Annotated in this window: 21 protein-coding genes; 13 read left to right on the forward strand and 8 right to left on the reverse strand. The window is 65.1% G+C overall.

The genetic code is table 11. The features are described 5' to 3' along the window. The first annotated feature begins 24 nt into the window (after positions 1-24). Positions 25-1,563: a DHA2 family efflux MFS transporter permease subunit gene (locus tag CI15_RS04045; RefSeq protein WP_062124544.1), complete on the forward strand. Its 1,539-nt coding sequence runs from the start codon at positions 25-27 to the stop codon at positions 1,561-1,563. Positions 1,564-1,588: 25 nt separating this feature from the next. Here CI15_RS04045 and CI15_RS04050 read toward each other — a convergent pair whose 3' ends face one another. After that, positions 1,589-2,314: a FadR/GntR family transcriptional regulator gene (locus CI15_RS04050; RefSeq protein WP_174543197.1), complete on the reverse strand. Its 726-nt coding sequence runs from the start codon at positions 2,312-2,314 to the stop codon at positions 1,589-1,591. 120 nt (positions 2,315-2,434) lie between these two features. Here CI15_RS04050 and dgoD point away from each other — a divergent pair, with 120 nt between their 5' ends. The 3 genes from dgoD (at position 2,435) to CI15_RS04065 (ending at position 5,449) form a co-directional block, all read left to right on the forward strand. Beyond that, the gene (dgoD, locus tag CI15_RS04055; RefSeq protein ID WP_062124546.1) at positions 2,435-3,583 is read left to right on the forward strand and encodes a galactonate dehydratase; all 1,149 of its coding nucleotides are present in this window, start codon (positions 2,435-2,437) and stop codon (positions 3,581-3,583) included. Between the two features lie 122 nt (positions 3,584-3,705). Beyond that, positions 3,706-5,001: an MFS transporter gene (locus CI15_RS04060; protein ID WP_062124863.1), complete on the forward strand. Its 1,296-nt coding sequence runs from the start codon at positions 3,706-3,708 to the stop codon at positions 4,999-5,001. A gap of 145 nt (positions 5,002-5,146) precedes the next feature. Beyond that, positions 5,147-5,449: a hypothetical protein gene (locus CI15_RS04065; RefSeq protein ID WP_062124548.1), complete on the forward strand. Its 303-nt coding sequence runs from the start codon at positions 5,147-5,149 to the stop codon at positions 5,447-5,449. 22 nt (positions 5,450-5,471) lie between these two features. On the opposite strand, the gene CI15_RS04070 is transcribed toward CI15_RS04065, so the two are convergent. Both CI15_RS04070 and copC read right to left on the reverse strand, forming a co-directional pair. Continuing rightward, positions 5,472-6,401: a CopD family protein gene (locus CI15_RS04070; RefSeq protein ID WP_062124550.1), complete on the reverse strand. Its 930-nt coding sequence runs from the start codon at positions 6,399-6,401 to the stop codon at positions 5,472-5,474. Then, positions 6,398-6,775 carry a copper homeostasis periplasmic binding protein CopC gene (gene copC, locus CI15_RS04075; RefSeq protein ID WP_062124552.1) on the reverse strand — a complete coding sequence of 126 codons (378 nt, stop codon included), beginning with the start codon at positions 6,773-6,775 and terminating at the stop codon, positions 6,398-6,400. The genes CI15_RS04070 and copC overlap by 4 nt, the downstream gene beginning before the upstream one ends. A gap of 358 nt (positions 6,776-7,133) precedes the next feature. Here copC and CI15_RS04080 point away from each other — a divergent pair, with 358 nt between their 5' ends. The 4 genes from CI15_RS04080 (at position 7,134) to CI15_RS04095 (ending at position 11,761) form a co-directional block, all read left to right on the forward strand. After that, the gene (locus tag CI15_RS04080; protein WP_062124554.1) at positions 7,134-7,865 is read left to right on the forward strand and encodes a c-type cytochrome; all 732 of its coding nucleotides are present in this window, start codon (positions 7,134-7,136) and stop codon (positions 7,863-7,865) included. A 21-nt stretch (positions 7,866-7,886) separates the two neighbouring features. Then, positions 7,887-9,188 carry a c-type cytochrome gene (locus tag CI15_RS04085; RefSeq protein WP_062124556.1) on the forward strand — a complete coding sequence of 434 codons (1,302 nt, stop codon included), beginning with the start codon at positions 7,887-7,889 and terminating at the stop codon, positions 9,186-9,188. A gap of 132 nt (positions 9,189-9,320) precedes the next feature. Then, positions 9,321-9,941 carry a PAQR family membrane homeostasis protein TrhA gene (trhA, locus tag CI15_RS04090; RefSeq protein ID WP_062124558.1) on the forward strand — a complete coding sequence of 207 codons (621 nt, stop codon included), beginning with the start codon at positions 9,321-9,323 and terminating at the stop codon, positions 9,939-9,941. Positions 9,942-10,165: 224 nt separating this feature from the next. Next, positions 10,166-11,761, forward strand: coding sequence for a DEAD/DEAH box helicase (locus CI15_RS04095; RefSeq protein ID WP_062124559.1), 1,596 nt, complete (start codon positions 10,166-10,168; stop codon positions 11,759-11,761). A gap of 60 nt (positions 11,762-11,821) precedes the next feature. On the opposite strand, the gene CI15_RS04100 is transcribed toward CI15_RS04095, so the two are convergent. From CI15_RS04100 to ggt, 4 genes are all read right to left on the reverse strand, one after another. Beyond that, entirely contained in the window at positions 11,822-12,346 is a 525-nt protein-coding gene (locus tag CI15_RS04100) for a hypothetical protein (protein WP_062124561.1), read from the reverse strand. Between the two features lie 75 nt (positions 12,347-12,421). Continuing rightward, positions 12,422-13,249, reverse strand: coding sequence for a ferritin-like domain-containing protein (locus tag CI15_RS04105; protein WP_062124563.1), 828 nt, complete (start codon positions 13,247-13,249; stop codon positions 12,422-12,424). A 325-nt stretch (positions 13,250-13,574) separates the two neighbouring features. Then, positions 13,575-14,945 carry an MFS transporter gene (locus CI15_RS04110; protein ID WP_062124565.1) on the reverse strand — a complete coding sequence of 457 codons (1,371 nt, stop codon included), beginning with the start codon at positions 14,943-14,945 and terminating at the stop codon, positions 13,575-13,577. 191 nt (positions 14,946-15,136) lie between these two features. Beyond that, the gene (ggt, locus tag CI15_RS04115; protein WP_062124567.1) at positions 15,137-16,774 is read right to left on the reverse strand and encodes a gamma-glutamyltransferase; all 1,638 of its coding nucleotides are present in this window, start codon (positions 16,772-16,774) and stop codon (positions 15,137-15,139) included. A gap of 308 nt (positions 16,775-17,082) precedes the next feature. Between ggt and CI15_RS04120 the strand changes: the two genes are divergently transcribed. The 3 genes from CI15_RS04120 (at position 17,083) to CI15_RS04130 (ending at position 19,226) form a co-directional block, all read left to right on the forward strand. Further along, entirely contained in the window at positions 17,083-17,862 is a 780-nt protein-coding gene (locus CI15_RS04120) for a DeoR/GlpR family DNA-binding transcription regulator (protein WP_062124569.1), read from the forward strand. A gap of 308 nt (positions 17,863-18,170) precedes the next feature. Next, on the forward strand, positions 18,171-18,368 hold the full coding sequence (locus CI15_RS04125; protein ID WP_062124571.1) for a hypothetical protein: 198 nt from the start codon (positions 18,171-18,173) through the stop codon (positions 18,366-18,368). Positions 18,369-18,569: 201 nt separating this feature from the next. After that, a complete protein-coding gene (locus tag CI15_RS04130) occupies positions 18,570-19,226 on the forward strand; it encodes a TetR/AcrR family transcriptional regulator (RefSeq protein WP_062124573.1) in 657 nt (218 codons plus the stop codon). Positions 19,227-19,283: 57 nt separating this feature from the next. Here CI15_RS04130 and CI15_RS04135 read toward each other — a convergent pair whose 3' ends face one another. Next, positions 19,284-19,658 carry a hypothetical protein gene (locus CI15_RS04135; protein ID WP_174543198.1) on the reverse strand — a complete coding sequence of 125 codons (375 nt, stop codon included), beginning with the start codon at positions 19,656-19,658 and terminating at the stop codon, positions 19,284-19,286. Between the two features lie 198 nt (positions 19,659-19,856). On the opposite strand from CI15_RS04135, the gene glpD reads away from it, so the two are divergent. Both glpD and glpK read left to right on the forward strand, forming a co-directional pair. Continuing rightward, positions 19,857-21,386 (forward strand): glycerol-3-phosphate dehydrogenase, encoded by a 1,530-nt coding sequence (glpD, locus tag CI15_RS04140; protein ID WP_062124578.1) that lies wholly within the window; start codon positions 19,857-19,859, stop codon positions 21,384-21,386. Between the two features lie 167 nt (positions 21,387-21,553). After that, complete coding sequence (gene glpK / locus CI15_RS04145; RefSeq protein ID WP_062124580.1) at positions 21,554-23,053, forward strand: glycerol kinase GlpK; 1,500 nt, start codon at positions 21,554-21,556, stop codon at positions 23,051-23,053. Positions 23,054-23,115 lie beyond the last annotated feature (62 nt).

Consider the following 23,115-nt stretch of genomic DNA (forward strand, 5'->3'; position numbering starts at 1 on the left):
CGATATCGACCGCGCCCACCTTTCATGTCCTCCGCCTCCACGCCGGCGAGCGCCACCGCGCTGCTCAACCGGCCGATGATCACGATCTCGATCATGCTCGCGACGCTGATCCAGACGCTCGACAGCACGATCGCCAACGTGGCGCTGCCGCATATGCAAGGCACGCTGTCCGCGTCGCAGGACGAAATCACGTGGGTGCTGACCTCTTACATCGTCGCCGCCGCGATCGCCACGCCGCTCACCGGCTGGCTATCGGATCGTCTCAGCGTGAAGCGGCTGCTGCTGATCGCGATCGGCGGCTTCACGGTGTCGTCCGCGCTGTGCGGACTCTCCGAAACCTTGTCGCAGATCGTCGTGTCGCGGCTGCTGCAGGGGGTCTTCGGCGCGTCGCTGGTGCCGCTGTCGCAATCGATCCTGCTCGACATCAATCCGCGCGAAAAACAGGGCCAGGCGATGGCCGTGTGGGGCATGGGCGTGATGGTCGGGCCGATTCTCGGTCCGACGCTCGGCGGCTGGCTCACCGATAGCTACAACTGGCGCTGGGTGTTCTTCATCAACGTGCCGATCGGCGCGTTCGCGCTGTTCGGCGTCGCAACCTTCCTGCCGACGCGCGAGCCCAAACACGACGTAAAGTTCGACGCGTTCGGCTTCATCACGCTCGGCCTCGCGATCGGCGCATTTCAGGCGATGCTCGATCGCGGCGAGCAGCTCGACTGGTTTTCATCGACCGAGATCGTGATCGAAGCGCTCGTCGCGGCGATCAGCTTCGCGTTTTTCCTCGTCCACACGGCGACCGTCGGCGAGCGCTCGTTCTTCAAGTACAAGTTGCTGAAGGACCCGAACTTCGCGACCGGCACGTTCTTCATCTTCGTGATCGGCGCGGTGATGTACGCGACGCGCGCGCTGCTGCCGCCGATGCTGCAAAACCTGATGGGCTATCCGGTCGCGACCACGGGCCTCGTCACCGCGCCGAGCGGCGCCGGCACGATGGTCGCGATGCTGATCGCCGGGCGGCTGCTCAGGCGCATCGACGCGCGGCTGCTGCTGCTCTGCGGCTTCCTAATTTCGGCGTTCGCGCTGTGGCAGATGATGCAATACACGATCGTGCTGTCGCCGTCGAACATCGTGTGGCCCGGCGTGATCCAGGGCTTCGGGCTCGGCCTCGTGTTCGTGCCGCTGTCCGCGCTGACGTTCTCGACGCTGTCGCCCGAATTGCGCGCGGACGGCACCGCGACTTATAGCCTGATGCGCAATATCGGCAGCAGTATCGGCATTTCGATCGTGCAGACGCTGATGACGCGCAACACGCAGATCTCGCACGCGGACCTCGCGGCAAACATCACCGCGTTCAATCCGGCACTCCAGCCGATGCTCGACAGCGGCTCCGCCTACGACATCGCGGCGCTGAACGCGTCGATCACGCAGCAGGCGGCGATGGTCGCGTATCTGAACGACTTCAAGCTGATGTTCGTAGCGACGCTGCTGGTGATTCCGCTGCTGCTGCTGATCCGGCCGTCGCACAAGGCGCCGGATGCGTCGGCCGCGCATGCGGCGATGGATTGAACTCGCGGCAACGCCAGCGCCAACCTCAAGCTTCGATTCGCCCGCGCGTCACGCCGAGCAAGGATGCCATCGCGGCGCGCGCCGCGGCGGCATCGCGCGCGCGGATCGCGTCGAACACCGCCGTGTGCTCGGCGAGCGACGCGTTGAACACCTCGGCACGTTTCGCGTTGAGGCGCAACTGCCCCTCGAGCGTGCGTTCGATCAGCGTACCGAGCGGGATCAGCAATTCGTTGCTGCACGCGGTGAGCACGCTCAGATGGAACTGCAGATCCGCGCGCACCCATTCGTCGACGTTACGCGCCTCCACCATCGAGGCATGCGCGGCCGCGAGCGAGCGCATCGTGTCGTCGGTGTACGCGTCGGCCGCGAGGCCGGCGGCGTACGGCTCGATCATCTCGCGCATTTCCTGCAGCTTGAGCGCGAACGTCATCGGCTCGGCGACCCGGGAGTACCAGTCGAGCAGATCGGCATCGAGCAGATTCCACGCGGATTTGATCCGCACCCGCGTGCCGACGCGTGGCCGCGATTCGATCAGTCCTTTCGACGTCAGCGTGCGCAGCGCCTCGCGCAACACGGTGCGGCTCACGCCGAACGTCTCCATCAATTCGGCTTCGCGCGGCAGGATCGACGCCGGCGCATAGTCGCCGCGCAGAATCGCGGTCGCGAGCAGTTGGGCGACTCGCCCGTGCAGATCGTGCGGAATGATGTTCTCCTCGCGGTGGGTGGTCTCGTGTCGCAACGCGACGGCCATTCTTCCAGCTTGACCACTATGTGGCGAATAATACTATTAATAGTACTTTAAAGCGCTTTGTTGTAGCATGGAATTCCCGAATTCTTTTGTATGCGCACTGGCCGCTAGGAGACACCCACCATGAAAATCACCAAGCTCGAAACCTTCATCGTCCCGCCGCGCTGGTGCTTCCTCAAAATCGAGACCGACGAGGGCATCGTCGGATGGGGCGAGCCGGTGGTGGAAGGCCGGGCGCATACGGTGGCCGCGGCCGTCGAGGAATTGTCCGACTATCTGATCGGCAAGGACCCGCTACTGATCGAGGATCACTGGCAGGTGATGTATCGCTCGGGTTTCTATCGCGGAGGCCCGATCACGATGAGCGCGATCGCGGGCGTCGACCAGGCACTGTGGGACATCAAGGGCAAGCACCATGGCGTGCCCGTGCATGCGCTGCTCGGCGGCCAGGTGCGCGACAGGATCAAGGTGTACTCGTGGATCGGCGGCGACCGTCCGAGCGACGTCGCGAACAACGCGCGCGCGGTGGTCGAGCGCGGCTTCAAGGCCGTCAAGATGAACGGCTCGGAAGAGCTGCAGATCATCGACACCTTCGACAAGGTGCAAGGCGTGATCAACAACGTCGCGGCGGTGCGCGAGGCGGTCGGGCCGAACGTCGGCATCGGCGTGGACTTCCACGGCCGCGTGCATAAGCCGATGGCGAAGGTGCTCGCCAAGGAACTCGATCCGTACAAGCTGCTGTTCATCGAGGAGCCGGTGCTGTCGGAGAACGCCGAGGCGCTGCGCGACATCGTCAATCAGACCAACACGCCGATCGCGCTCGGCGAGCGCCTGTATTCGCGCTGGGACTTCAAGCACATCCTGTCGGGCGGCTACGTCGACATCATCCAGCCGGACGCGTCGCACGCGGGCGGCATCACCGAGTGCCGCAAGATCGCCGCGATGGCCGAAGCCTACGACGTCGCGCTCGCGCTGCATTGCCCGCTCGGCCCGATCGCGCTCGCGACCTGCCTGCAGATCGACGCGGTCAGCTACAACGCATTCATCCAGGAACAGAGCCTCGGCATCCACTACAACCAGGGCAACGATCTGCTCGACTACATCAGAAACCCCGAAGTCTTCAAATACGAAGACGGCTTCGTGTCGATTCCGCAGGGCCCGGGACTCGGCATCGAGGTCAACGAAGAGAAGGTGCGCGAGATGGCGAAGGTCGGTCATCGCTGGCGCAATCCGGTGTGGCGTCACGCGGATGGCAGCGTCGCCGAATGGTGATCTGAGCTGAGCACTTGAGCGAATCAGGCGGAATGCTGCCGGCGGGCGGCGTTCCGGCCTCGCGCGATTTGCGTTTCACCCTCACCCGCCGTCGATACAAAAACATCAAGAGGCTTCCCTCCGTGGAGACAACCCACATTCACGTGCGCACACATGCGACCGGCAAACGGCATCGCCTGCTTGCGATGCTGTTCATCACCGTGGTCATCACGTATCTCGATCGCAGCAATCTGTCGATCGCCGCGACCGCGATCGGCCAGGACCTGCAACTCGATCCCGCCCAGATGGGCCTCGTGTTCTCGGCCTTCGGCTGGTCGTACGCGCTGCTGCAAATTCCCGGCGGCATGCTGGTGGACCGCACCCGGCCGCGCCTGCTACTCGCGCTGATCATCGGGCTGTGGTCGCTCGCGACGCTGCTGCAGGGCTTCGCCAGCGCGTTCGCGATGCTGCTGTCGCTGCGCGTGCTGCTCGGCGCGCTCGAAGCGCCCGCCTATCCGACGCTCAACCGTATCGTCACCACCTGGTTTCCCGATAACGAGCGGGCACGCGCGATCGCCACCTATACCTCCGGCCAGTACGTCGGGCTCGCGTTCCTGACGCCGGCGCTGGTGCTCACGCAGCAGCACTTCGGCTGGCAGGGCGTGTTCTTTCTGACGGGCGCGATCGGCATCGGCTGGGCGCTGGTGTGGTATGCGCTGTATCGCGAGCCGTCCGAGGCCACCGACGTCAACGCCGCCGAGCTCGAAACCATCCGCGCGGGCGGCGGCCTCGTCGAACTCGGCAACACGCAACGCGCCCGCGCGCGCTACTCCGCCGCCGACTGGCGCGCCGTGCTCGGCAACCGCAAGTTGTGGGGCGTGTATATCGGCCAGATCGCGGTGACCTCGACGCTGTGGTTCTTCCTCACCTGGTTTCCCACCTACCTCGTCAAGTACCGGCACATGGACTTCCTGAAGGCCGGTTTCATGGCGGCCGTGCCGTTTCTCGCGGCGTTCGTCGGGATCCTGGGCTCGGGCCTGCTGTCGGACTGGATGATCCGGCGCGGCGTGTCGGCCACCGTCGCGCGCAAGGTGCCGATCGTCACGGGACTGCTGCTGTCGACGGCGATCGTCGGCGCAAACTACGTCGACACGCCCGCGATGGTGATCTTCTTCATGGCCGTCGCTTTCTTCGGCAGCGGCTTCTCGTCGATCACGTGGGTGCTGGTGTCGTCGATGGCGAAAAAGGAGTTGCTCGGCCTGACCGGCGGCATGTTCAACCTGATGGGCAATCTGTCGTCGATCTGCGTGCCGGTGGTGATCGGCTTCATCGTCAAGAACAGCGACTTCAAGCCCGCGCTGATGTTCATGAGCGCGGTCGGCGTGGTCGGTGCGCTGTCGTATCTGTTCCTCGTCGGCAAGATCGAGCGCATCCGCTGACGCGTCGCTCGTGACCCCGCCCCGCGCGTCACGGCCACGTGACGCGCGGGGCGGTCGCTTTCGCGACGTTGGTTCGGTATCGGACATACGCATAGCCCGCAGCTTGCTCAAATGCATGCCGACAACGCATGCATCGGGGCACACCATGGGCGAATTCCTTCCTGACTATCTGATCCGCGAACAGGCGGCGGTCGGCGCGCTGGTCGCGTTCGGCGTGCTGCGCCTCATCGGTGCGATGATCGCCTACGAGCGCGGCTGGAGTATCGCGGTGGTCGAGAAATGCTTTATCGCAGCGGCGGTGCTGTACTGCCTGCCGCAGCTCTTCGACCTGCTCACGCAGATGGCCGGCTCGCACGCGGCCGGCGCCGAACTCGAAGGCAAGGCCGCGGGCTGCGCGATCGCGCTGTTCTGTGCGCCGATCCTCGGCCATCGGCTCGGCTTCGAGTAGCGACGCACGCCCTGCCGCGAGTTCAACCGAGCGCCGCGAACGCCGGCACGGTATGCGACAACGCGGCCGCGACGACGAACACGCCGATCATCACGAGCGCCTCCAGATACATCACGTTGACGAAGGTATGCGCATCCATCGTCGACGCGGTGCGGCGCAGACGCGGCAGCGCCAACGTCCGGTTCAGGCCGCCGAGCACCAGCGCGAGCGCGACCAGCACGAGCTTCAACGTCAACACATGGCCCCATGTGCTCGCCTGAATCGCCTCGAGCGAACCGCCCGAGCCGCGCACCGCGTTGAAGACGCCCGACAGCAACACCAGCCCGACCGCCACGACCGAGACGTTCGACACCTGGGTCGCCGTGCGAATCAGCATGCCGCGCGCGGTCGATGCGCCAAGCGCCGGCAGCACCGCGAGGCCGGCTGCCATCGCGACTCCGCCCCATACGCTGGTCGCGAGCACGTGCAGCGTCTGCATGCCGATCGCGGACGAGACGACGCCGGCATCGGCCGCATGTCCGAGCGACGCCTTGCCCGCCGCAATCGCGAGCACCGCGAGCCATAGCAACGTGTTACGCAACATGCCCGTGCCGTGGCTCAGCGCGGTGCCGAACAGCACCAGCGCGCCGCCGAACGCGACGCTCCAGCCGTAGCCGACATGCGTTCGCGTCAGCACCGTCGGGATCACGCCGAACGCCGCGGGCAGCGCGACGCCGCCCATCGTCGCGGCCTGATACAGCAGCCAGCCGAGATCCGCGAGCACCAGCACGCTGGTGGCCGCGACCATCGAGCGTTGCGCGCGCATCCAGCCGGGGCGCGCCGGTGACGTGCCGAGTTGCGCGTCCTTCGCGAGCCACGCGCCGAGCAGCGCCGAGCCGACGGCGAAGCCGAACGCGACGTTCATGAGCGCGGCCATGGCGACCTGCCCGATCCACAGTCCGTCGAAGCTCATTTGACGTTGAACGCGAAGTCGCCTTGCGTACGATGGCCGTCGGTGGCCACCGCGACCCAGTGCACCGCATAGCGGCCGCTCGTCAGCTCGGGCAGCGCGAGGCGCATCACGCGGGCATCCGCGCTATCGACCGCCGCCGCGCTCGCCGTCGCGGGCTTGCCGCTTGCATCGGCGAGCGTGATCCGGCTGAACGCGGGCTCGAGCGGCTCGGTGAAATGGATCGTCACGTCGGCGGGCGCGACGGCTTCGGTGTTCGCAGCCGGCGCGCTCGAGATCAGATGCGCATGCGCGAACGCGGTGGACGACAGGGCCAGCGCCACCGCGCCAGACATCAACGCACGCAGCGTCGACGAGGAAAAATCGAATAGCTTCATGTAAGCCCGATAGCGAATGGGAACGAACGGAACAGAGCCGGACCGACGACGCGCATCGTCTGGACGACGGCCGGCGAGCCCGGAAGTGTACGCTTCGATGACGCGCGCGGGGATCGGTTCAACCTGGATTGATCGATCGGCCCTGAAGCATCGCCCTTGGGTTGACCATCGGACCCGACGCAAGAAAAGTCCGAAACCGGCACATCGCGACACACTGTCGCATGGCGGTCACACCTGGAACCGTCTTTAATGCGGCAAATAGTCACCATCACCCTTCGATGATAGAATGCTGCGTCGCCGCAGCGACGGTTGTCTTTCACACCGAGCCGCCCGAAGTTCGGTCAGGTCCCCGATTCTGATGGAGTTACGCGTGTCTTCAAGACGCCTCTTCCGCCCGTTGCTTGCCCTTCTGCTGATCGGCACCGCGGGTGTCTATAGCGCTGCGAAAGCGCAGACTCAACCGAAGGCCCCCGACACGATGGAAGCGCGCGTGCAAGGCTGCACGGCCTGCCACGGCTCGCATGGGCAAGGTACCGACAACGACTACTTCCCGCGCCTCGCGGGCAAGCCGGCGGGATATCTGTTCAATCAGTTGCAGAACTTCCGTGAAGGGCGCCGCAAGTACCCGCCGATGAACTACCTCGTCACGTATCTCTCCGACGACTACCTCCATCAGATCGCCACCTTCTTCTCGCAGCAGCGCCCGCCGTATCCGACGCCGGCCAAGCCGACGGTATCGGCCGCCACGCTCGCGCGCGGCGAAGAGATCGTGCTGCACGGCGACGCATCGAAGCAGGTGCCCGCCTGCGCGGCTTGCCACGGCAAGGCGCTGACCGGTATGGAACCGGCGATCCCGGGTCTCGTCGGCCTGCACGCCGACTACATCAGCGCGCAGCTCGGCTCGTGGCGTACCGGCACGCGTCGTGCCATCGCGCCGGATTGCATGCACACGATCGCCACGCGTCTGTCCGACGAAGACGTGAACGCCGTCGCGGCCTGGCTGTCCACGCAGCGGGCTCCGCAAAACCCCGTGCCGGCTCCGGCCCGCTCCTTGAAGACTCCGCTTGCCTGTGGCAGCGAACCGCAATAAGGCGCCGGGAGAGACATTCAAATGAAACGCCAGTCTTTGTTCGCCCTCTCGGCAGTCGTCGTAGTCGCGGCTGCCGCCCTCGTTCCCGTCCTCTGGTCGGGTGGCGACCATCTGCATAGCAGCGGCGCGGCCGTGGCGGCAACGCCCGCGGACCAGGCCGACCTGATCAAGAAGGGCGAGTACCTCGCCCGCGCCGGCGACTGTATCGCCTGCCACACGGTGCGCGGCGGTCTGCCGTTCGCCGGCGGCCTGCCGATGGCCACGCCGTTCGGCACGATGTTCACGCCGAACATCACGCCTGACGACCAGTACGGCATCGGCAAGTGGACCCAGGACGACTTCTATCGCGCGATGCACACCGGTCGCTCGAAGGACGGCAGCCTGCTCTATCCGGGCTTCCCGTTCACGAGCTACACGAAGGTCACGCGCGCCGACGCCGACGCGATCTACGCGTATCTGCGCTCGGTCACGCCGGTCAATGTGCCGAGCCGTCCGCACGAACTGAAATTCCCGTTCAATCAGCGCAACATGCTGATCGGCTGGCGCACGCTGTTCTTCCGTGAAGGCGAGTTCAAGCCGGATCCGACCAAGTCGGTCGAGTGGAACCGCGGCGCGTATCTGGTCGAAGGCCTCGGCCACTGCGGCATGTGCCACACGTCGATCAACGCGATGGGCGGCCCGGTCAACTCGGCGGCCTTCGCGGGCGGTCTGATTCCGCTGCAGAACTGGTATGCGCCGTCGCTGACGTCGAACCGCGAAGCCGGCCTCGGCGACTGGGATCTGCAGGACATCGCCGATCTGCTGAAGACCGGTGTGTCGAACCGTGGCGCGGTGTTCGGTCCGATGGCCGAAGTGGTTCACAACAGCCTGCAGTATCTGTCGGACGACGATATCAGGGCGATGGCCACGTACCTGAAGACGATCCCGCAGAAGAGCGAAGCACCGGAACCGCTGCAGCTCGAGACGTCCGAAAAGTTCGGTGGCGAACTGTTGAAGCAAGGTCAGAAGATCTACGCTGACAACTGCGCGAAGTGCCACGCCGAAAACGGTCTCGGCATGCCGCCGTCGTTCCCGCCGCTCGCGAACAACCAGTCGATCCAGATGCCGTCGGCGGTCAACCCGATCCGCATGGTGCTGAACGGTGGTTATCCGCCGAGCACGGAGGCGAACCCGCATCCGTACGGCATGCCGCCGTTCGCGCAGGCTCTGTCGAATCAGGAAGTCGCAGCGGTCGTGACGTACATCCGTATGTCCTGGGGCAACCACGGCACGGCCGTGTCGCCGCAGCAAGTGGCCGAACTGCGCTCGGCGCCGCTCGACTAAGCGGCGTTTGACGCACCCCGGGCGCGGCCTGCGAATTTCGCGGCCGCGCCCTTCGTTTTTTCAGGACCGGTATGATGTAGGGCTGTTCGTGTTGGTGGTCGCCCTCGTGGGACCCTGCAGGAGGAAAGAGCCGTGCCCGTTGGTGAGCGTTTGAATAGCATGACCCATCTCGTCGGCGCCGTGCTGTCGGTGGTGGGGCTGGCGGCGCTCGTCACGATGGGTGCGCTCGCCGGCGACGCGTACAAGGTCGTGAGCTTCAGTGTGTATGGTGCGATGCTGTTCGTGCTGTATGCGATTTCGACGTTGTATCACAGTGTGAGCCATCCGCGTCTGAAGGCGATTCTGCAGAAATGCGATCATTCGGCGATCTACCTGCTGATCGCCGGCAGCTACACGCCGTTCACGCTCGTCACGTTGCGTGGACCGTGGGGCTGGTCACTATTCGGCGTGAGCTGGGGGCTCGCTGCCCTCGGTATCGTGCAGGAACTCACGCTCGGGCGACGCACCCGCAGCGTGTCGATGGTGCTGTATGTGTTGATGGGATGGCTCGCGCTCGTAGCCGTCCGCCCGCTGGTGCAGGCGTTGCCGGCCGCGGGTACCGCCTGGCTCGTGGCCGGCGGCGTCATTTATAGCGCTGGCATCTATTTCTTCATCAACGACGAGCGCATCCGCCACGGACACGGTATCTGGCACCTGTTCGTACTGGCGGGCAGTCTGTGTCAATTCGTCAGCGTCGCGCGCTATGTCGCGTGACGGTCCACGGCGACGAAATGCAACTTAAGGCCAGTCGACGTGTCTGCATAGCGCGTTGAAACATTCGGCACATCTGTGAGCGTGCCGCCGATTTCTCCGTGAACGGAACCGGGCTTCGGTCTCGCGCACGCCATACGGGCGTGTCGATGCCGTGCTGGTTTATCCGCGTTGGGGTTCGTGTACCCCGCGGGGCCGTTCGCGAAACTGCATTGCAAAGAGCTTTTATGTCTTTTGATTCCCTCGGCTTGTCCGAACCGCTGGTCCGCGCTGTCAATGAACTGGGCTACAGCAGCCCGACTCCGATCCAGACCCAGGCGATCCCGGCCGTGCTGAACGGCGGCGATCTGCTCGCCGGCGCGCAAACCGGCACCGGCAAGACCGCCGGCTTCACGCTGCCGATCCTGCAGCGCCTGAATTCGATGCCGCCGGCCGCCGGCGGCAAGCGCGTGGTGCGCGCACTGATCCTCACGCCGACGCGCGAACTCGCCGCGCAGGTCGAAGAAAGCGTGCGCGCCTATGGCAAGTATCTGAAGCTGAAGTCGACCGTGATGTTCGGCGGCGTCGGCATCAATCCGCAGATCGATGCGTTGAAGCGCGGCGTCGATATCGTCGTCGCGACGCCGGGCCGTCTGCTCGATCACATGCAGCAGAAGACCATCGATCTGTCGCATCTCGAAATCCTCGTGCTCGACGAAGCGGACCGTATGCTCGACATGGGCTTCATCCACGACATCAAGCGCGTGCTCGCGAAGCTGCCGCCGAAGCGCCAGAACCTGCTGTTCTCGGCCACCTTCTCCGACGAGATCAAGGCGCTCGCGGACAACCTGCTCGACTCGCCGGCGCTGATCGAAGTCGCGCGCCGCAATACGACGGCCGAAACCGTCGCGCAAAAGATTCATCCGGTCGATCGCGACCGCAAGCGCGAGCTGCTCACGCACCTGATCCGTCAGCACAGCTGGTTCCAGGTGCTCGTGTTCACGCGCACCAAGCACGGCGCGAATCGCCTCGCCGAACAGTTGACGAAGGACGGCATCAGCGCGCTCGCGATCCACGGCAACAAGAGCCAGTCGGCGCGCACACGCGCGCTCGCCGAGTTCAAGGACGGCACGCTGCAGGTGCTGGTCGCGACCGACATCGCCGCACGCGGCATCGATATCGATCAGTTGCCGCACGTGGTCAACTTCGATCTGCCGAACGTGCCGGAAGACTACGTGCACCGCATCGGCCGCACGGGCCGCGCGGGCGCGACGGGCGAGGCGGTGTCGCTCGTGTGCGTCGATGAACTGCAGTTGCTGAAGGACATCGAGAAGCTGATCAAGCGTCCGGTCCCGCAGGAAGTGATCGCTGGTTTCGAGCCGGACCCGACCGCGAAGCCGGAACCGATCCTGCGCCGCGGCCAGGGCGGCGGCGGCCGTTCGCCGCGCCAGGGGCAAGGTGCGGGGCGACGCGAGGGGGCAAGTGCTGCGGGTGGGAACGGTGGTGGCGCGTCGGCCAAGCCGGCTCAAGGTTCCGGTCAGCGTGCCGGACAGGGCACGGGTCAGCGCTCTGGTCAGCGTCCGTCGAACGCTCCGTCCGCGCCTCGCCCACAAGGTGCGAAGCCGGCCGGCAACGGCGGGCAGCCGCGTCGCGATGCGCAGCGTCACGACGATCGGCCGCGTGCCGCAGCGCCTGAGGGCAGCGCCGCCCAGCATGCGCCGCGCAAGCCGCAGGGCAATCGTACGCACAACGGCAATCCGGGCGCACTGCTCGGCGGCGCCGTGAAGCGCAACGATGCGCCGCGTGGTGCGCAACCGTCACGCAGTGGCGCGCGCGGCCGCTAAGCTTCGCTTGGCCTGAAGGCTGCCCGGCGTACCAGCCGTTGGTGCTTCCCTACTCGAAGACTAACGGCTGCTCGCTGCGGCGGCCCGCTTCAAATGCTCGACCTGCTGTTCCCATCGCTCGAGCACCGCACTTTTCTCCCCTTGCAATTCGAACGTGATGCCGCCCGTCAGGCGCGCATAACGGACGCTTTGCGCCTCCGCTGTGTCGATCGAGCCGAGCAGGTAGACGACGCCGCTATCGTCACCAGCCACACCGGGCAGCGGCGCGACGCGCAACTGCACCTGATAGAACTCGGCGTCACAGACGAAGCTCAACGCCGCGCGTCCGCTTTGCGCGATCGCGCGCGTGGCTCGTGCCTGCGGCCATAGCGCGAGGCACAGCGTGCGCGAGTCGGGTGCATAGAGTTCGCCGACGCTCAGCAGCGACGTGCGAACGTGGCCGTTCGCGTCGACAGTCAGCAGCGACGCGGTGAAGCCCACCTTGTCCGTCAGCGACGAACCGTCGAACAACGCGCGGACGTTGGCCGGCCATTCGTCGAACAGGGTCTGTTCGAGCGGTCGTGCGGGTGCGGGGGAATCGCTCATGGCTTCGATCCAGTCGAAGTAGTCGGTAAAGCTCGATGATGCCAGAGCGGATGCATCACGCCCGTGCTCGCCGCTTCAACGAAAGAACACATGCTGGGTGATCTTCGCGAGCGGGTAATGCACGCCCGGTTGAATACGCGCCGGCAGATCGAGCGGCTTGAGCAGCATCTTCACGCACATGTCGGCCGACAGATTGCGCCGCACCAGCTTATTGATGCGCGCCGCGCGATCGCGGTTGTACGCGCCGTCGTGCACGCGCTCCGGATAGCGAATGGCGAACACGTGTCGCAATGCGATCTCCGAATCTTCGTTCTTGATTTCCATCACGCGACGCATCAACGCGCCAAGCACCGCGAGCCGGCCATTGCCCTCGATGCGGTTGTACTTCTTGAAGAATTTGAAAAAGTGCTTGTAGTGACGGACTTCGTCGGTGCGGATGTTGTCGGTGATCTGTTTGAGCACGGGCTCGTCCGAGCACTCGTTGATCGCGCGGTACAGCGTCGCGGTTCCCGTTTCGACGACACAACGCGCGACCATCTCGAGCGCGCGGGTCTTTTCGAAATCCTCGACCGAGCACGTGAGCGAATATTCGCCCATGAAATTGCTAAACGCGGTGTCCCAGTCGAACTCCGGCCAGACATACGCGATATAGGTCTTCAGCGCCCGGCCGTGCTGCATTTCCTCGGGCTCCCACTCGTTGTTGAGCCAGGCCGAGACCTCGGGGTCGCCATTGAAAAACGTACTCAGATTACTGGTGTAGAGATCGGTGCCGCTTTCGATGAACGAGGCCGCGCACAGCAACAGCAGCAGGTCTTCGTTGATGGCGGCCTTCTGCCGGTCAATGCGCGTCAGATCGATGTCCTCGATCCGCCAGGGCATGACATGGTTCAGCTCTGTGTGCATCGTGTCTTGCTCCCATGCTGTACCGACCCGTGGAGATGCTCGCAACAGCCCCCCGCGCTTGCCGTGATGTTCCCGGTGTCGGATACAACGCCGTGAATTAGAGTTGGGCCCTTGTACTCTGCATGTTAGCCGGAGTTATCCGAGCATGCAGGTCACACAGCACAGACCATGCCGTAGCAACGCAGTTCCGATTCCAAGATAGTCGAAATCTTCCAACGTATTAAAACGAAGTGCGCAAGACGAAAAAAAGCCAGCCCAACGGGCTGGCTTTCTGGACAGACATCAGGCCCGGCGGCCCACGCGGCCTTGGCAGGCGCTCGCGTCCTCAGGCAGGTTGTACGTCGCCCGGCAACGGACGCACGCGTCGCATGCGCACCGCAACGATGACGAGCGACACGCCCGACAGCACCGCGGCCAGCAGCACGTAATAACTGGGCGCGAGTTTGTCGCCGGTCAAATGAATGAAGGTCTCGACGATGGTCGGCGCGAAGCCGCCGAAGATCGTCACGCCGATGCTGTAGCCGATCGAAAGGCCGGTCGAGCGCACCTGGGTCGGGAAGATCTCCGACATCAGCGCGGGCATCGGCCCCGAGTACGAAGCCTTGAAAATACCGGCGACAGCTTGCAGCGCGAGCAGCCAGCCAATCGTCGGATGTGTCTGCAACCATGCGAACATCGGATAGATCAGCAGCCCCATCAGGATCGAGGTGGTCAGCATGATGCGAATCCGGCCGATGCGATCGGACAGCGCACCCATGATCGGCGAGAAGATGAACTGCATGCCGCCGTTCAGCACGACCACGCCGAACGACGCGGCCGCCGCCATATGCAACTGCTTGACCGCATAGAGCGGCATGTAGAGCTGCAGCACGTACACGCCGACCGTCGACTGCGCGACGATGCCGATCGCCAGCACCAGGTTGACCCACTGATTCGAGAACGACGCATCTTTCGTTTCGGTCCCGACCTTGCGCTCGCCAGCCGCCTCGCTAGCGGCGCGCTGTTCACGCAACGCGAGGAATTCGGGCGTCTCGTCGAGATGCGAGCGAATGTAGTAGCCGACCGGCCCGACCAGCAGACCGAACACGAACGGCACGCGCCAGCCCCAGCTGTTCAGATGCTCGGCCGGCAGCCATGCGGTCAGGAGCGCCCCAAACGCCGCCGCGGTGATCGCCGCGAGCCCCTGGCTCGCGAACTGCCAGCTCGCGTAGTAACCGCGACGCGTCGCGCTGTGCTCGACCATGAACGCGGTCGCGCTGCCGAACTCGCCACCGACCGCGAAGCCCTGCACGAGCCGCGCGAGCAGCACCAGCACCGGCGCCGCGAGCCCGATCGACGAAAACGGCGGCATCACCGCCATCGTGAAAGTGCCGACCATCATCAGCGCGATCGCGAGCGTGAGCGCCGCCTTGCGGCCCTTGCGGTCGCCGTACACGCCGAGCACGATCGCGCCGAGCGGGCGCATCAGGAACGAGATGCCGAACGTGGCGATCGCGAGCAGCGTCGAGAGCCACTCGTCCTGCATCGGGAAGAACTGCTTCGCGATGATCGTCGCGAAGTAGCCATAGACCAGAAAGTCGAACCACTCGAGCGCGTTACCAATCGACGACGAGAAAACGATCCGCCGCACCATCGCTTTCGAAAGCGGCGCGGCGTGAGGGGAAGCGGTCGTCGAATGCGACGCGGGGGTGTTCATGATGGTCTCCTGCCTGTGTGCTGCGTGATTTCTATAGTGGGTGCGGCCTCGCCTGCCTCGCCTGCCTCGGCCAGGCGGCGGGGCCGCTGCGCAACGGCACGGCATGCGCGATGCCGCGTGTTACCCGTTGCTTGTATGTCTGAGCTGAGCTCCAGTGCGGACCTCGGCACCGGAGCTTGCCTCGTTCCAGCTCAGAAGCCGGCGGCAAGCCCGTCGCGGCGGCTGTCGCTGGCCGCTACGTAGCCGCGCTCCGGCTCGTTGCGGTCGAGCTTCCAGATGAACTGGCCGGAGCCGAAGTCCATGTACGGATCGTCGACCGATTTGATCGTGTGGCCGAGCTTCTGCAGGCCCTCGGTGGTCTTCGGGTCGAGCGTCGACTCGATATCGACCGTGAAGTCGCGGTTGACCTTCCAGCGCGGCGCATCGCAAGCGGCCTGCGGTTGCTGACCGTAGTCGAGCATGCGCACCACCGTTTGCAGATGGCCTTGCGGCTGCATGTCGCCGCCCATCACGCCGAAGCTCATCACCGCTTCCTGCTGGCCGTTCACCTGCTGCGTGAGGAATGCCGGAATGATCGTGTGGAACGGCCGCTTGCCGCCTTCGACGACGTTCGGCGACTTCGGATCCATCGAGAAGCCGCAGCCGCGGTTCTGCAGCGCGATGCCGCTGTCCGGCACCACGACGCCCGAGCCGAAGCCCATGTAGTTCGACTGGATGAAGCTGACCATCATGCCGCTCTCGTCCGCGGCCGACATATAGATCGTGCCGCCTGCCTTCGGCATGCCGAAGTCGAAGTGCGTCGCGCGCTTCGGATCGATCAGCTTCGCGCGCGAGCTCAGGTATGCGTCGTCGAGCATCTGCTCGGGGGTGACTTCCATCGAGCGCGGGTCGGCGACGTAGCGATACAGATCGGCAAACGCGAGCTTCATCGCTTCGATCTGCAGATGCTGCGACTCGACGCTGTCGACCTTCAGCGACTTCACGTCGAACTTCTCGAGAATGCCGAGCGCGACCAGCGCCGCGATGCCCTGCCCGTTCGGCGGAATCTCATGCACCGTGTAGCCGCGATAATCCTTGCCGATCGGCTCGACCCAGTCCGCGCGGTAGTTGCGCAGATCGTCGGCGGTCAGTGCGGCGCCGCCTTCGCGCGCGAACGCGGCGATCCGCTCGGCGATCTCGCCTTCGTAGTACGCGCGCGGGCCTTGCTCGGCGAGCAGGCGCAGCGTCTTCGCGTGACCGGGGAAGCGCACCAGCTCGCTGACTTCAGGCGCGCGGCCGCGCGGCATGAAGGTCTGCGCGAAACCCGGCTGATCCTTCAGTTCCGGCACGGCGTTCGCCCACTTGTAGGCGACGATGCTCGCCACCGCGTGACCACGCTCGGCGATCTCGATGGCCGGCTCCATCAGGTCGGCGAACGGCAGCTTGCCGAACTTCTGATGCAGCGCTTCCCAGCCGGCGATCACACCGGGCACCGTGACCGCGTCCCAGCCACGCTTGGGCTGCTTCGCCAGGCCGTTTTCCTCGCCGTATTTGCGCTTGAAGTAATCGACGTTCCAGGCCGCCGGCGACACGCCCGACGCGTTCAGCCCATGCAGCTTCTTGCCGTCCCACACCAGCGCGAACGCATCGCCGCCCAAGCCGCACGACACCGGCTCGACCACCGTGATCGCGGCGGCCGCCGCGATGGCCGCATCGACGGCATTGCCACCCTTCCACAGCATGCGCAGCCCGGCCTGCGCGGCGAGCGGATGCGAGGTCGAGACGATATTGCGTGCGAATACGGGCAGACGTTGCGTCGGATAGGGGTTTTGCCAGTTGAAGCCAGTCATGTCGAACACTCTCGAAAGCGCGGGCCGGCACGAAGAAGTCGCCGGACATCAGGGGAAAGGTTGTAAAGCAGGTAAAACGCGGAACCCCGGATTGCATCGCGAAGCGGGCCAAAAAACAAATTCATTTATCAAATGAATAAATGCGTAATGCGCCTGAATGCCGATTCGAAGCCGGCGCGAAACCTCCGCGTGCGATTCAGGCGGGTTGCGCCGGTTGGCGGACAAACAAGGGGCTCGATGGTCTTACAATAGCCGCAACCGCGTTCGTCGACGGAACGCGCCGACACAACAGCCACGACACGAGACACATGACACGAGACCCCCGCCTGACTCTCAACGCCCGGCAACAGGAATTGCTGGAGTGGGTGCAACGCGACGGCTTCGTGACCGTGGACGACCTCGCCAGCCACTTCGACGTCACTCCGCAGACGATCCGCCGCGACGTCAACTGGCTCGCCGATATGAACCTGCTGCGCCGCTATCATGGCGGCGCCAGTCTGCCGACCAGCTCCGAGAACGTCTCCTACACCGCGCGACAGCGCATGTTCCATGAAGAGAAACGACGCATCGCGGCGTTAGTGGCGACTCACATTCCGGATCAGGCGTCGCTTTTCATCAATCTCGGCACGACCACCGAGGAAGTGGCGCGCGCGCTGAACCGTCACCGCGGATTGCGCGTGGTCACCAACAACCTGAACGTCGCGAGCATGATGAGCGGCTACCCGGATTGCGAAGTGCTGGTGACGGGCGGCATCGTGCGGCCGTGGGACAAAGGCATCGTGGGTGAACTGGCGATCGACTTCATCCGCCAGTTCAAGGTCGATTTCGCGATCATCGGCACGTCGAGCATCGAAACGGACGGTACGCTGCGTGATTTCGACACGCGCGAAGTGCGTGTCGCCGAGGCGATCATCGAGCACGCGCGCACCGTGTTCCTCGCCGCCGATCACTCCAAATTCGGCCGCCCGGCACTCGTTCGCCAGGGACATCTGGAGCAGATCGACGCGCTGTTCACCGACGCCGCCCCGCCCGCCGACATGGCCGAGGCGCTCAGCGCCGCCAACTGTCAAATCTATATCGCCGGATAAGACCAGGCGTTCTCCGCCATGCTGCGGCGCACGCAAAACTTCGCGTGAAATCAAGAATTTGGCTTCGGGGCCGGACCGCCTCTCGCGTAGTCAATTGTCAAATGGAAAATTTACAGGGTCCAGGTTGGCGTTTCATCGGTGGTCGCCTACACTCCAGTTCCCCAACGTGCGTTGCGAGTTTCGCACGGCGTCGGTTGCGTGAATCTGTCGTGTAAGCCGTACCTCCCGCCCTGATCCTTTAGCGGACCCCGCCCAGGCCTGCCGGCCGACTGCAAGGTTGTCCGCAATTTGCTGACATGGAGAGAACGATGCTGAGTCCGCATGAATTCGCCACGTTGTTGCTCGTCAAGGACGCCCCCAACCAGGTCGAAATGGACCGAGAAGAACTCGATGCGTTGCTCGAACGCCAACTGGTGCAACTCGAGCGCCTCGCATCGGGCAACGAAGAATGGCGTCTGACGGAAACTGGCGATACCGCGTTGCGGGCCATCAAACGTTTATCCTGAGTTTTTTCAAGCAGTCGATTCGAGAGTCGTTGGCGGCGCGCTCGCGCCGCTCTCGGGGATGCGCCGCGCGCCCCGCTCGCTCTCCTGTTCCGAATTAGCGTCGGTCGATTTGCACGACAGCGGGCCGCCTCTTCGCGGCCGTTGATTGTGCGCAGCTGATTTACACAGTAAATTCACGCGACGGACTTTCCTCCCTCGCGCATGCCCAAGACGCTCTCCGCCGACGACATCCAGCAGTTTCGCGAAGCCATGCGGCGCGTCGCCGAAAACGCCTTCGCGACGCGTGGCGCGCAAGGCGTGACGATGCGCGAACTGGCGAAAGAACTCGGCTGTAGCGCGATGACGCCGTATCGCTATTTCCGCGACAAGGAAGAAATTCTGGCGATGGTCCGCGCCGCCGCGTTCAATCGTTTCGCCGCGCGTCTCGAAGCGGCCGCGCGAAGCATCCCCCCGGACGCCCCGGCCATCGATCACAGTGCCGTCAGCCAGGCCTACGTCGCTTTCGCGCTCGACGAACCGCATGCGTACCGTTTGATGTTCGACCAGACGCCGCAACAGCGAGACGCTTACCCGGAACTGGCCGCAGCGTCGCAGCGCGCGTGGCATCTGCTGGAAGCGCACTTCGAGCGGCTCGTCGAGGCGGGGGTTCTGGAAGGCGATCCGCGCCTGATCGGCTACGCGTACTGGACGAGCCTGCACGGTTTCACGATGCTCGCGCTCGCGAACCAGTTGCCGCCGTCGGCGGCGCAACAACAGGTCGATTGCGCCGGCGACAGCGCGCGGCAGCCATCCCGCGAAGCGGTGTTCGCGCAGATCTTGCGCATGCTGTGGCGCGGAGCGTTGGTGCCGCGCGCGTGACCCTGTGCGTCGCTCAGGCGGCGAGAGAATCGGGCTCGTCGGTCAACGCGCCGCCAGTTAGCCGTTCCGCAAAGTCGGATCGGCGCTCGCGCGCCAGCTGATCGCTCTTGCGCGCTGCTCGTTGAAGAACGCGACCCACTGGTCGCGCACCTTCGGATCGCTGCTCGTCGCCTCGCTCGCATGGCGCTGAGCAATCGACGCCTGGAACGCGCAGAAGTCCTGCGTCGACAAGCGGCCGCGCCGGTTCGCCACATAAGCGTCGAAGAACGTCTCGTAGACGGCCTGCGCATCGTGGCCGTAATCGACGGTTTGCGGCGAGCACATCTGCTGCAACGCCTCGAACGACGTCGCGCCCCGCGTCCCCTCCAGACTCGGCGTGCTCACGCATCCCGCCAGAAGCGCCGCCGCGCCGATCATCAAAAGTCCCCGCATACGTCACCTCGAAATGGCTGCTGGCAAGAGTATCGTCCGCGGCCGCGCGTTGCGCCACTCCCTTCCCGTTCGGTCAGGACTTGCCGGATCAAGCGAACTTTACTTTTTCGAATATGTTCTTTAAAGTTCGTAAACGAACATGAATCGTTCGATTCGCTTTCCAACTCGCTTCCAGATTCGATCCAGAGGACTCAGCAGGTGACGCAAGGCACGAAATACGATTTGCTCGTCGTGGGCGGCGGGATCAACGGCGCCGGCATCGCCCGCGATGCGGCCGGCCGCGGCCTGTCGGTGCTGCTGTGCGAGCAGGACGATCTGGCCGCGCATACGTCGTCGGCGAGCACCAAGCTGATTCACGGCGGCTTGCGCTATCTCGAGTACCGCGAGTTCGGGCTCGTGCGCAAGGCGCTGCAGGAGCGCGAAACGCTGCTGCGCGCGGCGCCGCACATCATGTGGCCGTTGCGCTTCGTGATGCCGCACATGCCGGACCTGCGCCCGGCGTGGCTGATCCGCGCGGGTCTGTTCCTCTACGACCATCTGGCCAGACGCGAGCTGCTGCCGGGCTCGCGCGGCATCGTGATGAGCCGGCATCCGGCGGGGGCGCCGCTCGTCGATTCGATCAAGCGCGGCTTCGTCTATTCGGATGGCTGGGTCAACGATGCGCGCCTCGTCGTGCTGAACGCGCTCGACGCGCACGAACGCGGCGCGACGATCCTCACGCGCACGAAGCTGGTCAACGCCGAGCGCGCCGGCGCCGAATGGCACGCGCAACTGCAAAGCGCGGATGGCGCGACACTCGAGGTGCGCGCCGCCGCGATCGCGAACGCGGCGGGCCCGTGGGTCGGCGAGCTGCTGAAGGGTGCGCTCGGCCGGCCCGCGTCGCATAGCGTGCGGCTCGTCAAAGGTAGCCACATCGTCACGCGGCGGCTGTTCGAGCACGACCACGCGTATATCTTCCAGAACCCAGACAAGCGGATCATCTTCGCGATTCCGTATGAGCACGACTACACGCTGATCGGCACGACCGACCTCGAATATCGCGGTGACCCGTCGCAGGTCGCGATCGACGCCAACGAAACCCAGTACCTGTGCGATTCGATCAACCGCTACTTCAAGCAGAAGATCTCGCCCGCCGACGTGCGCTGGACCTATTCGGGCGTGCGCCCGCTGCTGGAGGACGAGAACGCGGACAATCCGTCGGCGGTCACGCGCGACTACTCGCTCGAACTCGACGCGCCCGCGGGCGAAGCGCCGTTGCTGTCGGTGTTCGGCGGCAAGATCACGACCTTTCGCAAGCTCGCCGAGCAGGCCGTCGATACGCTCGCCGAAGCGCTGCGCCACGGCGCCCCAGCATGGACCGTCGGGGCGCCGCTGCCGGGCGGCGACATCGCGCAGGCGAACTTCAACCGCTTCCTCGGCGAGTTCTCGCGCGAGCATGCGTGGCTTCCCGCGTCGCTCGCGCATCGGCTCGCGCGCGCCTATGGCACGCGCGCGAATCGCGTGCTCGGCGCGGCGCGCTCGCGCGCCGAACTCGGCCGCGAGTTCGCGCCGGGACTGCACGAGGCCGAGCTGATTTATCTGCGCGACACCGAATGGGCGCGCAGCGCGCAGGACGTGCTGTGGCGCCGCTCGAAGCTCGGCCTGCATGTCGCACCGGGCACGCTCGAGCAGGTCGCGCGCGACATCGACGCGTGGTTCGCGCGCGAGCCCGTGCAGCAAAGCGCGTAGCGGCGCGGCACGGCGCCCCCGCGAGCCGGGCGCCGGCCCCGTACCGCAGCTTCGGCTGGACGACGCCGGCACGCACCCTCACACTATGGCGGCCCGCCCACAACAACACGCCGCTCGCATCGCCGGTCAGCAATCCGGCGATCCGCAACATGCATGGAGAAGAGACAATGCAGGATCAGTACGTCCTCGCGCTTGACCAAGGCACCACCAGCTCGCGCGCGATGCTGTTCGACCGGCGCGGCAACGTCGTAGCGACCGCGCAGAAGGAATTCCAGCAGATCTATCCGCATCCGGGCTGGGTCGAGCACGACCCGCAGGAAATCTGGTCGAGCCAGGCCGGCGTCGCCGCCGAGGCGGTCACGCGCGCCGGCATGAACGGCACGTCGATCGCGGCGATCGGCATCACGAACCAGCGCGAAACCACGATCGTGTGGGATCGCGAAACGGGCCACGCGATCTACAACGCGATCGTCTGGCAGGACCGCCGCACCGCCGGCTTCTGCGACGAGCTGAAGGCGCGAGGGCTCGAAGCCAGCGTGCGCGCGAAAACCGGTCTGCCGATCGACTCGTACTTCTCGGCGACCAAGATCCGCTGGATTCTCGACAACGTCGAAGGCGCGCGCGAGAAAGCGCGCCAGGGCCGGCTTGCGTTCGGCACCGTCGATAGCTGGCTCATGTGGAATTTCACGAAGGGTGCGCTGCACGTCACCGACGTGACCAACGCGTCACGCACGATGCTCTTCAACATCCACACACTGAAGTGGGACGACGAACTGCTCGACGCGCTCGACATTCCGCGCAGCATGCTGCCGGAAGTGCGGCCGTCGTCGGAGCTGTACGGACCGACGGTGACCACCGTGTTCGCGTCGAAGATTCCGCTCGCGGCGATCGCCGGCGACCAGCACGCCGCCCTGTTCGGCCAGATGTGCACCGAGTCCGGCATGGTGAAGAACACCTACGGCACCGGCTGCTTCCTCGTGATGAACACGGGCGACAAACCGATCGAATCGAACAACAATCTCATCACCACGATCGCCTGGCAGATCGGCGAGCGGATCGACTATGCGCTCGAAGGCAGCATCTTCATCGGCGGCGCGGTCGTGCAGTGGCTGCGCGATGGCCTCGGCATCATCAAGAACGCGGCGGAAATCGAAACACTCGCGCGCGGCGTGCCGCATTGCGACGGCGTGTATCTCGTGCCCGCGTTCGCGGGCCTCGGCGCGCCGCACTGGAACGCGCATGCGCGCGGCACGCTGTTCGGCGTCACGCGCGGCACCACCTCCGCGCACATTGCGCGCGCCGCGCTCGATTCGATCGCGTATCAATCGCTCGATGTGCTGAAGGCGATGGAAGCCGACTCGGGCATTCGCATCGGCGAGCTGCGCGTGGATGGCGGCGCCTGCGCGAACAATCTGCTGATGCAGTTCCAGGCCGACATTCTCGGCGTCGACGCCGTGCGCCCCCAGGTGTCGGAGACGACCGCGCTGGGCGCCGCTTATCTGGCCGGTCTCGCGGTCGGCTACTGGAAGGACATCGACGAATTGAAAAGCCAGTGGAAGCTCGAGCACCGCTTCTCGCCGGCGCTCCCGCACGCGGAGGTCAGGGCCTGCCTCGACGGGTGGCAGCGCGCGATCCGCGCGGCGAAGGCCTGGGCCGATACGCCGTAAGGCTGCCGGCGCGGAACGCCAGAAAGGACGAGGTTCGAAAGCACGTATGATGACGCTTTTCA

This window comes from Paraburkholderia monticola (assembly GCF_001580545.1).
Lineage (GTDB): Bacteria > Pseudomonadota > Gammaproteobacteria > Burkholderiales > Burkholderiaceae > Paraburkholderia > Paraburkholderia monticola.